General features: G+C 62.7%; 13 protein-coding genes, 1 tRNA gene and 2 pseudogenes. 8 read left to right on the top strand and 8 right to left on the bottom strand.

Going from position 1 to position 11421, the window contains the following annotated elements:
* Positions 1 to 102: 102 nt before the first annotated feature.
* Together gghA and ATI53_RS16600 are read right to left on the bottom strand one after the other, a co-directional pair.
* Positions 103 to 2508 (bottom strand): glucosylglycerol hydrolase, encoded by a 2406-nt coding sequence (gene gghA / locus ATI53_RS16605; RefSeq protein WP_009502883.1) that lies wholly within the window; start codon positions 2506 to 2508, stop codon positions 103 to 105.
* Between the two features lie 227 nt (positions 2509 to 2735).
* Positions 2736 to 3326: a 2-hydroxychromene-2-carboxylate isomerase gene (locus ATI53_RS16600; RefSeq protein ID WP_111550895.1), complete on the bottom strand. Its 591-nt coding sequence runs from the start codon at positions 3324 to 3326 to the stop codon at positions 2736 to 2738.
* Between the two features lie 410 nt (positions 3327 to 3736).
* Between ATI53_RS16600 and ATI53_RS16595 the strand changes: the two genes are divergently transcribed.
* A complete protein-coding gene (locus ATI53_RS16595) occupies positions 3737 to 4513 on the top strand; it encodes a 3-hydroxyacyl-CoA dehydrogenase (protein WP_009502885.1) in 777 nt (258 codons plus the stop codon).
* A gap of 142 nt (positions 4514 to 4655) precedes the next feature.
* On the opposite strand, the gene ATI53_RS16590 is transcribed toward ATI53_RS16595, so the two are convergent.
* On the bottom strand, positions 4656 to 5228 hold the full coding sequence (locus tag ATI53_RS16590) for a YceI family protein (protein ID WP_009502886.1): 573 nt from the start codon (positions 5226 to 5228) through the stop codon (positions 4656 to 4658).
* Positions 5229 to 5795: 567 nt separating this feature from the next.
* Here ATI53_RS16590 and rpsF point away from each other — a divergent pair.
* From rpsF to ATI53_RS16570, 4 genes are all read left to right on the top strand, one after another.
* Positions 5796 to 6161, top strand: coding sequence for a 30S ribosomal protein S6 (gene rpsF / locus ATI53_RS16585; protein WP_009502887.1), 366 nt, complete (start codon positions 5796 to 5798; stop codon positions 6159 to 6161).
* Positions 6162 to 6184: 23 nt separating this feature from the next.
* Positions 6185 to 6412: a 30S ribosomal protein S18 gene (gene rpsR, locus ATI53_RS16580; protein ID WP_007800837.1), complete on the top strand. Its 228-nt coding sequence runs from the start codon at positions 6185 to 6187 to the stop codon at positions 6410 to 6412.
* A 13-nt stretch (positions 6413 to 6425) separates the two neighbouring features.
* Positions 6426 to 7049 (top strand): 50S ribosomal protein L9, encoded by a 624-nt coding sequence (rplI, locus tag ATI53_RS16575; RefSeq protein ID WP_009502888.1) that lies wholly within the window; start codon positions 6426 to 6428, stop codon positions 7047 to 7049.
* A gap of 302 nt (positions 7050 to 7351) precedes the next feature.
* Entirely contained in the window at positions 7352 to 7684 is a 333-nt protein-coding gene (locus tag ATI53_RS16570) for a helix-turn-helix domain-containing protein (protein ID WP_111550894.1), read from the top strand.
* Positions 7685 to 7799: 115 nt separating this feature from the next.
* Here ATI53_RS16570 and tig read toward each other — a convergent pair whose 3' ends face one another.
* The 3 genes from tig to ATI53_RS23650 all read right to left on the bottom strand — a co-directional run bounded on the left by tig (position 7800) and on the right by ATI53_RS23650 (position 9709).
* Positions 7800 to 9131, bottom strand: a complete 1332-nt coding sequence (gene tig, locus ATI53_RS16565) for a trigger factor (protein ID WP_111550893.1) — start codon at positions 9129 to 9131, stop codon at positions 7800 to 7802.
* A gap of 217 nt (positions 9132 to 9348) precedes the next feature.
* A complete protein-coding gene (locus tag ATI53_RS24585) occupies positions 9349 to 9534 on the bottom strand; it encodes an integrase core domain-containing protein (protein ID WP_446000288.1) in 186 nt (61 codons plus the stop codon).
* Positions 9488 to 9709 (bottom strand): hypothetical protein, encoded by a 222-nt coding sequence (locus tag ATI53_RS23650; RefSeq protein ID WP_211315401.1) that lies wholly within the window; start codon positions 9707 to 9709, stop codon positions 9488 to 9490. The genes ATI53_RS24585 and ATI53_RS23650 overlap by 47 nt, the downstream gene beginning before the upstream one ends.
* A 16-nt stretch (positions 9710 to 9725) precedes the next feature.
* Between ATI53_RS23650 and ATI53_RS23645 the strand changes: the two genes are divergently transcribed.
* Positions 9726 to 10064, top strand: a complete 339-nt coding sequence (locus ATI53_RS23645) for a hypothetical protein (protein WP_211315400.1) — start codon at positions 9726 to 9728, stop codon at positions 10062 to 10064.
* A gap of 26 nt (positions 10065 to 10090) precedes the next feature.
* Here ATI53_RS23645 and ATI53_RS16550 read toward each other — a convergent pair.
* A pseudogene (locus ATI53_RS16550) lies at positions 10091 to 10495 on the bottom strand (transposase); the annotation flags it as partial.
* A 157-nt stretch (positions 10496 to 10652) separates the two neighbouring features.
* Between ATI53_RS16550 and ATI53_RS16545 the strand changes: the two are divergent.
* Together ATI53_RS16545 and ATI53_RS24455 are read left to right on the top strand one after the other, a co-directional pair.
* A tRNA-Gly gene (locus ATI53_RS16545) sits at positions 10653 to 10726 on the top strand.
* 253 nt (positions 10727 to 10979) lie between these two features.
* Positions 10980 to 11192, top strand: a pseudogene (locus ATI53_RS24455) (integrase core domain-containing protein); the annotation flags it as partial.
* On the opposite strand, the gene ATI53_RS16535 reads toward ATI53_RS24455, so the two are convergent.
* A partial coding sequence (locus ATI53_RS16535; RefSeq protein WP_146609946.1) for an IS66 family transposase occupies positions 11130 to 11421 on the bottom strand: 292 nt, incomplete at its 5' end. The pseudogene ATI53_RS24455 and the gene ATI53_RS16535 sit on opposite strands and share 63 nt — an antisense overlap.

Genomic DNA, 11421 nt, shown 5'->3' with positions numbered 1-11421 from the left:
AAGGCCGGATTCAAGCGCATCGCCCCCACCGCGCGGTATCGGAGCGGCGTCCGGCGCGGCGTCAACCGATACCCCGCCCGCCGTGCGCGCGGCGAAGGCCGCCTAGTGCGGCTCTCCGGCCAGATGCGTCACGTCCAGACCACGGGTGAACACCAGCCCCATGGAATCGCGCAGGGTAATCGGCCCGCCCAGGTAATCCGTTCCGATACCGGGGCTGCGGATCGCCAGATACCAGTCGTTGCGCGACACACCGTCGGGCAGCAGGTCGAGCGGGTCGATTTCTCCGGTCTCGCCGCCCTCCATGTGGCAGATGGTGAATACCTCCCCCCCGTCCGGCGCGTTGCGCAGCGAGACCAGCACCGTGCGCCCGTCGATCGGTTCGACATAGCGGAAATGGTCGTCGGCGCGCAGATTGTGGCGCAGCCACGGGTTGTGCAGGCGGAACATGCGCAGGCGGCGCATCGCGTTGGTCTGCACCGGGTCCAGTTTCGACGTGGAATGCGACACGTTGCAGTATTCGTGCATGTCATCCATCCACGCCCGCGCGATCTGTTTCAGCGCGCCGACGGTCACCGGATGCGGTCCCGCCAGTTTCGGCTCAACGGCGTTGAGCAGCGTCGCGATGGTGTGCAGGTCGTAATCCGTCACCTCTACCAGCGCGGGCAGGAATTCCAGGAAGCGCGCCAGATCCTCGCGGGTTTCGAACCCCAGCTCTTTCAGGAACCGGAACGCGCCGGGGATCGAATAGGCGTATTCATCCACCTGCCACTTGAGCGAGATCGCCTCTTCGGACACCACCTTGACGCCGTATTTGTCATCCTGATTGCGGATGAACCCCCAGCTGGCACGCGCGGTCGCGTTCAGGAAATCCATCGGAACCCCCGGCAGCGCCGCGTAGGTCAGAATTGACACCGCCGGGTTGTCATAGGCCTTGTCGAGGATCTCCATCTTGGTGTCGCCAAGCCGGGTGTTGATGTTCAGCTTGGGGCTGACCTGCGTGCCTCGGCGCAGCGTGTCGTGGTTGGCGGTGCCGGAAATCCAGTTGGCGCCATGTTCCAGGATTTCCTTGATGCGCCAGTATTTCGACAGCCAGAACGTGTAGATGAACGGCGTATTGTGGGCGAATGTCAGCGGCCCCCACTGGAATACATCCGGATCGGTGCCCTGCTGGTTCTTGATGACGGCGCGGTAATCCGACGACAGTTCCCAGTCTTCCTGCGGCCAGGGGCGGCCATCCTCGAACACGAACCACGGGCGGTAGTCGACCCCGCCGACATTCTGCACCAGATCCGACATTTCCTGAAGATAGGCGTCGTCATGGCGCATGTCCTGCACGCTGGCATCCCACCATTTGAAATCCTGAGCGCCGTCGATCCGCACCCCGTCGGCACCGAAATCCACCTTGCGGCGTTGCAGTTCCAGCAGAATCGCCCGCACGAAGGGATTTCGGTAATCAAGGTTCTGGCCATACATGTTCGGCCCGGCAAAGAAATGGCTGTTGAGCGCGTGCAGCCCCTGATTGTCGGCATGGCCGAACACCACGTCCAGCACCAGCATCTTGGGGTGACGCGGAAAATTGTGCAGCACGGCAGCCAGGTCCACCAGTTCATCGGGCCGGGCGGTTTCAAGCAGCACCGGATTCACCGTCGCCATTCCCGAAATGACGATGTCGTACCCCCAGTTGGTGGTATCCGGGCGCAGAAGATGGGCGGTCACCTGGCCTTCGTCTTCGCCGGTGTGGGTCCAGAAATCGGGACCGGCCTCGTAGACGGTGGTCGGCTCGACGGGCAACAGTTGCACCGCGTCGTAGCCGGCGAACAGCTCATCGTCGGGTTCCAGCGGCAGCCCGGCGGCGACGCGCACGCCCAGCCGTTCGAACTGTCGGGTCAGCGCGGCCAGCGTGCCCCCCGGCGTGGCGGTGGGCACATGCACCTGCAATATAGAGGTGGGTGGCGCGAATTTGTGCGGCGCATCCCCGCGGACCTGCTCGAAATAGCCGGTGTCCTGTCGGCGCGCCTGCATCGCGGGCAGATCATAAATTTCGGCCGGGGCGAAGGCGCCATAGGGCAGCGAGGCCGCCAACGGGTCCAGAATGCGGTGCAGCGCGCCGTCGTGATCCCGCCAGACCAGCGCATAAAAATCGCCGACCGTCTCGCGGTCGCCCAGCCTTAGCCCGCTTGCGGCGGCAAAGGTGAACGCCTCGGCCCGCGCCACCGGCAACAGCGTGCGATCAAAGCAGACATCGGCGGCGGTGGCGGTCAGGTCGATGCCGTCGCGCGGACGCAGAATCTCCAGAAACACATCGCCGTCGGCGATCCGCCAGTCCAGCAATTCCGGCGTCCAGAAGCCGAATTCGACGCGCCCGCCTTCGACCAGCGCGCCAAGCCGCCGCGCGATCTGGCGACCCGCGTCAAAGCGGTCCGGTGCGCTGTTGAGCACATCGTGACACCAGGCCGCGCGGGCATGGGCCTTGGTGCAATCGCTGGAAATGGAGGAGATGTCGGTCATCTGGTCTTTTATCCTGTCCTTGGCGTGCGGGCGCACCGGATACCCGCCGACTGGCAGCAGCGTCAGCGTCGCGCCGGCAAAAGCGCGTGGGTCCGGGGCGCAGAGCCATCGGGCCGCACCGTCTTGCGCCCCAACCTAGGCCGCACGCGCATCCATGCAACGCGAAAGGCCCGGTTTCTGTCGAAACCGGGCGTCGTATTTGGGGCGTGCCCCACGGAAAGGCAGGATCAGGCCGCGTTCCTGTGCAGGGTTTCGGCCATTGCGGGCAGTCGATCCTGCCCCAAAAACCGTTCGCTGCCAATCATGTAGGTGGGGGATACAACCGCCTCACGCTGCACGATTTCCAGCGTGATGTCATCGGCCTTGTCGCGGATCTCGTTGCGCTCGGCCAACGCCATCAGGCGGCATCCGGGCAGGTCGATCTGATGCATCGCCTCGGCCAGATCTCCCGGATCGGCGATGTTGCGCCCCTCGGCCCAGGTGCCGCGCATACAGGCAAGCGCCACCTCGGACTGGTCCAGACCGAGATCGCCGGCGGCGATGATCACGCGCGCCGCCAGACGTGAGTCCACTGGGTGATGCATCGGCATCGGCGCCATGTGCAGGCCGCGCAGACGCGCCCAGCGGCGGCGGTCCTCGACGCTGTCCTCGGGGCGCGGCGGTTGGTCGAGCAAGGCCTCGCGGCAGATCCGGTCGATGTCGGCGGGCCGAAAGCGCACTGTCGCACCGCTTTCACGGGCCAGTCGCATCAGTGTTTCATGTCCGAGATAAGCGTATCCCGAGGCCGGCGAGAAATAGTAGTCGATGATCGTAGTCATGACGGTCCTCTTGCGCGAAGGCGGCCGGGTCACGGCCTTCCGGATCGCCCGAAAAGGCAGCGCCGGGGGACAAATCGCACATCAGCCCGCCCAAGCGGGCCTGACACAGCCGCGAAATGTTTCCGGGCGAGGCCCGTTTCAGAACGCCGTACCACAAGGGAAGCGCCGCCGAGGGCTTGTGTCAAACGCGCTGCACCGCAGCGCGCGCTTTTTTGTCGTTTTGCCTCGAATACGCCGGATCATTCCGGTTTCGGCCCGGTCAATGCCTTATTGATGGGCAGAAACCGGGCATCGCCGGCCTGACAGGCGCCCCCCGGACCAGTCCATACGGCGATTGCACATCGGTTGCCCACTGCTATTGTGCGCCCCGAGGATGCCGCATCGCGGCAAGCAAGCAGGAGAAGACAGACATGCAGATCCAGGATCGGGTATTCCTAGTCACGGGCGCAGGATCAGGCCTGGGCGCCGCGGTGGCCGAAATGATCGTCGAAAACGGCGGACGCGCGGTGCTGCTTGACGTCAACGCCGAAGCGGGCAACGCAATGGCGGCCAAGCTGGGCGACGCGGCGCATTTCGTGCGAACCGACGTGACCTCGGGACCCGATGGCGAGGCCGCCGTCGCCGCCGCGCAAGACACCTTTGGCCGACTGGACGGGCTGGTGAACTGCGCCGGAATCGCGCCGGGAGAAAAGATCGTCGGGCGCAACGGGGTGCACGCGCTGGACAGTTTCGCCAAGGCGATTTCGGTCAACCTCGTCGGCACGTTCAACATGTTGCGGCTGGCAGCAGAGGCCATTTCGAAACACTGCGCGAACCCGGACGACAAGGCGTCCGAACACGGGGTCATCGTGAACACCGCGTCGGTCGCCGCCTTCGACGGGCAGATCGGTCAGGCGGCCTATGCGGCGTCCAAGGGGGGCGTGGCGTCGATGACGCTTCCGGCGGCACGCGAACTTGCGCGCTACGGCATTCGCGTCGTCACCATCGCTCCGGGTATCTTTCGCACGCCGATGATGGCCGGCCTGCCGCAAGAGGTGCAGGACACGCTTGGCGCCTCGGTCCCTTTCCCGCCACGTCTTGGCGACCCGACGGAATACGCCGCCCTGGTGCAGCACATCATCTCCAACAGCATGCTGAACGGCGAGGTCATCCGCCTGGACGGCGCGCTGCGGATGGCACCGAAATAGGCCACGCCGCCCGGTTTTCACAAACCTCTCACCCCGACCGGCAGAGGTGGGCGCAGCCATGAAAAAGCCCCGGACGCCTGCGCATCCGGGGCTACAATGCGGGGCCAGAACCCGCGACAGCCGCCGCGAAGACCCGCGGGCGTCACTCTGCCGGCATCGCCTCGATCGAGATCTCGACCGCGACCTCGTCGCTGACATAAGGGGCATAGGCACCCACCTCGTAATCCGAGCGCAGCAGCGTGGTGGTGGCAAAGAATCCAAGCCAAGGCTTGCCTTCCATCGGATGCTCGCCCGCCTGGGTCAGCGTCGCGTCCAGCACCACAGATTTGGTCACGCCGTTCAGCGTCAGATCGCCGGTGATCTCGGCCGTGCTGTCGCCCGTCACGTTGATCGAGGTCGAGGTAAAGGTGACCATCTCGTCATCCGATGCGTCGAAAAACTCGCCGCTCATGAAGTGATCCTTGCGCGCGTCCCAACCGGTGATCATCGAATTGACTGGAAACGACACTTCGACCGACGAGGCAGCGGGATCTTCGGCATCGTACTGGATTTCGCCCGCGAACCCGGAATACATTCCAAACCCGGTCGAATAACCAAGGTGGTTGTAGGAAAACACGATCTGGCTGTGGCTGCTGTCCAGTTTGTATGCCTCGGAGGCAGCCATCGCCGTCATCGGGACCGCAGCCAGGAGGCCCGCAAAAATCATCGTCTTCATATTTGTATCCGTTCTGCTGGGAGCCGGCGAACCACGCCGCCAATGACCCGAGGATCGACCGACCGGGGCGTAATCTCAACTCCGGCTCGTGTCACAGAGTCTGTGGAAAAACACACAGATCCTTGTGTCCCAAACGCACAAGCACCAGGTTCGGTCCGCGGCCGCGCCCGTGCCGTTAGGCAACACCGCCCGCCGGCCGCAAACGCAACAGAAATCACGAGCCGCAGCATCAGCGGAGCGGCCTCGCGGGCGCGGCCGCCGGCAAACGGGCAACAGGGTGCCATGGCAAATCATTTTTCCCGGCGGCGGCGCGCAAACGTCGGGAACAGACCGTGGTTGACAGGCCGCCAGCGTCGGCCCGAAAGCGGACCATTCCAAGACGACCGCTCGTCAATTCGCGGGCGTTTTCGGGAAAGAAGCGCCCCCCCCCGCTGCGCTTGCGTCCGCCGCCCATCCGTGTATATGGGCATATCCCTTGCAGGACGATGTGAACCGCGCAGTCTCTCGTGGGCAGGAGCAAGGGTGTGCCTGTCCTATGAAATGCGCCCAGACAAAAATGGAGCTCACATGCCGCTTTACGAGCATGTTTTCATCGCGCGTCAGGATCTTTCCAACGCGCAGGCCGAAGGCCTCGTCGAACATTTCAGCACCGTGCTTTCGGACAATGGCGGCAGCATCGTCAATTCCGAATACTGGGGCGTCAAGACGATGGCCTATAAGATCAACAAGAACCGCAAGGGCCATTACGCCTTCCTGCGCACCGACGCCCCGGCGACGGCCGTTCAGGAAATGGAGCGCCTGATGCGCCTGCATGACGACGTGATGCGCGTGCTGACCATCAAGGTCGACGAGCACGCCGAAGGTCCGTCGATCCAGATGCAGAAGCGCGACGAGCGCGAAGGCCGTGGCGACCGCCGCGAACGCCGCAACTGATCCCCGAAAAAAGGAGTTAAACCATGGCCGCAAAACCGTTTTTCCGCCGCCGCAAGGTCTGCCCCTTCTCCGGGGACAACGCGCCGAAGATCGACTACAAGGACACGAAACTGCTGCAGCGCTACATTTCCGAGCGTGGCAAGATCGTGCCGTCGCGCATCACCGCCGTTTCGGCGAAAAAGCAGCGTGAACTGGCCCGCGCCATCAAACGCGCCCGCTTTCTCGCCCTGCTGCCCTACGTCGTGAAATAAGGAGGCCAAGCCCATGCAAGTCATTCTTCTTGAGCGTGTGGCCAAGCTTGGCCAGATGGGTGACGTCGTCGACGTCAAACCCGGCTTCGCCCGCAACTACCTGCTGCTGCAAGGCAAGGCGCTGACCGCATCGAAAGAGAACATCGCGTCTTTCGAAGCGCAGAAAGCCCAGTTCGAAGCGCGCAACCTGGAAACCAAGAAAGAAGCCGAAAGCCTGGCATCCAAGCTCGACGGACAGCAGTTCGTCGTGATTCGCTCGGCATCGGACGGCGGCAACCTGTACGGCTCGGTCACCACGCGTGACATCGCCGACATCGCCACCGAAGAAGGTTTCTCGATCGACCGCAAGCAGGTCATCATCCGCCTGCCGATCAAGGAACTGGGTCTGCATGAAGTCGAGGTGCACCTGCACCCCGAAGTCATGTGCGTGGTCGAAATCAACGTCGCCCGCTCGCCCGAAGAGGCCGAGCTTCAGGCGTCGGGCAAGTCGATCCAGGAACTGGCCGCCGAAGAAGAGGCCCAGGCCGAGTTCGAGATTTCCGAGCTGTTCGACGACATCGGCGGTGCAGCCGATGACGACGAATCCGATCTGGTCGAGACTCCGGAAGGTCGCGCCGCAGAGGCCCGCGAGGACTGATCCTCGCACGGCATGCCGAGGCGAACCCTTGGTCTTATCGAAACCGCGCCGATGCATTCGGCGCGGTTTTCTTGATTCTCGGACGGCGTCAGAACGCAAGCGATTGAGCCGCGGGCGCCGTCCCTTTGTTCCAGCCGGGATCCCGTTGGTCGACAGAGCGCGCACATCCCTGCGATTGTCTTGCTCTCACGTCATAAACTCTAAAAATTTACCTTACTTAGCTGCAATTCTTGCCTATCCTCGGACGGCAAGGCACTCCGTTCACGGTTCAGTGGACAGAGTAACGAGGACGATCCGTGACGTTGGAACAAGGCATCGCCGCGCGTCTGCGTATGTACAGGCAGGCTGCGGGATTGACACAAGGCGAGCTGGCGGGCCGAATCGGCGCGAACACGCAACAGATACACCGCTACGAGACCGGAGCCGGCCGGATCCCGGCAGCACAGCTGTTTCAGATCGCAACCGCGCTGGCGCTGCCGCTTGCCGCCTTCTTCGAGGTGCCACCCGACACCCCTCCTCCCGAGGATACGCTGATGCGCGACACCCGCATCGTGGCGGCGCTGCTGCGGGAACTGTCAAAACAAGAACGCCAGGCGGTCATCAAACTTGTCGAGGCAATGGCCCGGCCGCGCTGACGCCCGTTTCCTTGCCGAGATGCACAGCGTCCGGAATGAAAAAAGCGCGCCGCTTGTACGACGCGCTTTTTCTGTCTCTTGCAGCTGACGGGCAGCACCCGCCGCCCGGACCGGATCACTCTTCGTCAAGCGCCTCGACCGCCGCCTGAAGCTCGTCCTTGGTGACTTCCTTTTCCGTCACCTTCGCCTGGGCGGCGATATGATCGATCACCTTGTCTTCAAAGATCGGCGCGCGCAGCTGCTGCTGCATCTGCTGGTTCTGGCGCACGAAGTCAAAGAAGGCGCGTTCCTGTCCCGGATACTGGCGTGCCTGGGACATGATCGCCTGGGTCATCTCGGCGTCGGTCACCTCGACCTCGGCTTTCTGGCCGATCTCGGCGAGCAGCAGACCAAGGCGCACGCGACGCTCGGCAAGGGTCCTGTGTTCTTCGGTGGGCTCGACGGACGGGTGATCGTGACCCTCGACCTCGGGGTTTTCCTCGTGCCACAGCTGGTGCGCGATCTGGCCGGCTTCGGCATCGACCAGCGCCGGGGGCAGATCGAAGCTGACCAGCTTGTCCAGCTCGTCGAGCAGACCGCGCTTCATCACCTGACGCGCGGCGCCGCTGTATTCGGCTTCCAGACGCTCGGCGATCTGCGCCTTGAGACCGGCAAGATCCTCGGCCCCGAATTTCTTGGCAAGCTCATCGTCCACCTCGGCAGCGACGGGCTCTTTCACGGCCTTGACGGTCACATCGAAGACAGCCGCCTTGCCCGCAAGATGTTCAGCGCCGTATTCCTCGGGGAAAGAAACCTCGACGGCCTTCTCTTCCCCGGCCTTCACGCCCACGAGCTGCTCTTCGAAGCCGGGGATGAAGGAGTTGGAGCCGAGCACCAGCGGATAGTCTTCGGCAGAGCCACCCTCGAAAGGTTCACCATCGACCTTGCCGACGAAGTCGATCACGATCTGATCGCCGTCCTTGGCCTTGGTGCCTTTCTTGCGGTCCTTGAAATCCTGCGCGGTCTCGGCAAGCGAGGCCAGCGCCTCGTCCACGGCGGAGTCATCGGCCTTGACCACCAGCTTTTCGATCTCGACGCCGCTCAGGTCCAGCTCGGGGACATCGGGAAGCTTTTCGTAGGACATCTCGACGGCAACGTTGTCGCCCTCTTTCCAGTCTTCATTGGTCATCTTGACCTGCGGCTGAAGCGCGGGCCGGTCGCCACTGTCTTCGAAATGCTTCGACATGGCTTCGTCGATGGCTTCCTGCATCGATTCGCCCATGATGCGCTGGCCAAATTGCTTCTTGAGAAGCGGCATCGGCACCTTGCCCTTGCGAAAGCCCTTCATCTCGACTTCGGGCTGCGCTTCCTTGAGCTTGGTGTTGACCTTTGCGTCCAGTTCCTCGGCGGTGAGGATAAGCTCGTAGGCGCGCTTCAGCCCTTCGTTCAGAGTCTCGGTGACCTGCATACCATTTCCCTATGCTTCCGGGCGCCGCCCTGCGGGAGACGCCACGCTCTTGCGAATTTTCGGTCTTCTAAGCGCAGGGAGCCAAGCGTGCAAGGCAGATTCGCGCGCCGCCGCGCGGCAGACCGCCTTGCGGCAGCACGGCGGTTGTCCGGGCGGAACAAGGCAGTTCCAGCGACCCCAAGACCAATCTGCACCGACTGAGCGGAATTTGCTCAGGTTAAGGCGCCAATCTGAATGCCTCGGCAGGCGTGCACATGGCGAGTGCCTGATGAGGGCGGCGGGTGTTGTAGAAAGCGATCCAGTCTGCGATCATGCGCATCGCGTGCTGTTTGCTTTCGAAACGGTGTCGATATCCTTCAACGTCTGGATGAAGCGCTCGACCATGCCGTTCTGCTGCGGGCAGTGGGGGTAAGGAAATCCTGCTTCAATCCGTCGCTGCGGACGATGGCCGTGAAGTGCGGGCTGGTGAAGACAAGCCCGTTGCACGACCTCAGCAGGAACTCTTCTTCGATTCGGCCGAAGGTGCCGAATCGGACGATCAGGGCGTGTTCGAGGGCTGCGCTGGCCGTCGTGGCCACGGAAGGCACAGCCTGAATGCGGGGCCTCATGCCAACGGCAGGACCCAGAGCTTTTCCGGGCCCGCAGCTCCGGCATCGCCTCGCCATAAGCTTCCTGCAGGTCCCGGAGCCGCTTTTCGTATTGCTCGCGGATGTCGCGCGGGTTGGCGCGCAGCGGATTCTCCATGCCGCGCTTCGCGTCCTCGCCCCCCCCTTGATTTCGGAAGGCGTTGGGTCGAAGGATCGGATCGCTTCCGACTCGGTCGTCTCGCCCTGGATGATCTCGATCACCAAGGCCGTCTTCCGCTTCGCCGTCCACCGTTTAACGCTGTCGCCCATCGTCATACTCATTGCTGCGTTCTCGCCTGTAGCATGAGCAGGTTTTCGCTGGGTCGATACACGCGCGCCGATGGAATCCCCGACTTGCCCCGCTGTCAGGAACAGGTTCAGCGGCCGCCCCATGCTATCGCGGATGGCGTGCAGCTAGGTGTTCATACCGCCTTTGTGCGCCGCCCCTCTCGGGACATTGCTACGCAATACCCTGTCGGGCAGCGATCAGGCGTCCGCGTCCCCCTTTTTGACGCCCATGCTGGTCGCTGTGCGGTGTGCCTTCAAGTAAGTCACGGCGATCATCACGGTCTTTCGTTCGCGGTGCTCGGCTGCCGGGCTCGCCATCACTTGGGCAAAGACGCCTTTGGCACACCACCGCTTCCATCGGTTGTAAAGCGCCTTGTGAGGTCGGTGGTCCCTCGGCGCATCGCGCCACCGTAATCCATTGCCATTGATAAAGATAATGCCACTCCGAACACCTACCGCCGTGCGTTCGACCTGACGCTGAACGCCTTGCAGTTGAACGGAATGAAAAACGTAGCCGAAAAGTACGAGTTTGTGGTTGGCACACAGTAGCGTTCTGCATCTTTCGGCCTTGCCCATAAGCGGTGAGCTATGATACGCGGCCAACCGTGCGGGTGTAGCTCAATGGTAGAGCATTTGCTTCCCAAGCAAGTGACGAGGGTTCGATTCCCTTCACCCGCTCCATACCAGCAAAAATGTCTAAGTGAATTCATAAAGCTACGGGCAATTGTGTCCCGCGCAGAACGGGACCGTGGGACACTTTGGCCCCGGAAGCCGCCCAGAGATGTTTGATCCCATGGTTTGATGGTGTGATCTGTTCTCATGAATGGAAGGATGCACTTTGGGACAAGTTCGTCAGGCGCGCGCCGCGACCAAGCTCGCCGTCAGAACTGCAATACAACGATCATAAGCTTCGCGTCGACGCTCGGCGCGTTTTGAGCGGCATTATCTTTACCAATCGCAATGGCGTGCGGGATCAGAAATGCGCGCAGGGATCGGCAAGTGGCTGACTTACTATAACTCCGAACGCCCCCACTCAACGCACGGCTTGTTGCCCCCCGACGTAAGCATCCGGCGTAGGCTGCGGTCATGTAGCGAGTTGGCGCTGCGATGTCTGCCAATTCCATGGCAGAAGGTCCGGCACCCGTGAAGCCGTTGTGTTGGGGAGCTTGTCGCGGACGTCGGCGCGCCAAGCTTGCGGGGCGATGTCGTTTATCCTGGCGGTGACGATCAGGGAAGACATGAAGGCGGCGCGGTCGCCTCCGCGCTCGGAGCCGACGAAGAGCCAGGATTTCCGTCCCAAGGCGATACCGCGCAGCGCGCGCTCGGCCGCGTTGTTTGTCAGGCGGACGCGCCCATCCTCAAGGAACAACGTGAAG

Origin of the sequence: Salipiger aestuarii (genome assembly GCF_003259905.1) — a bacterium.
GTDB classification, from domain to species: Bacteria; Pseudomonadota; Alphaproteobacteria; order Rhodobacterales; family Rhodobacteraceae; genus Salipiger; species Salipiger aestuarii.
The sequence above is the reverse complement of the archived record's forward strand: the minus strand, read 5'-3'. Positions and strand labels throughout refer to the sequence as shown.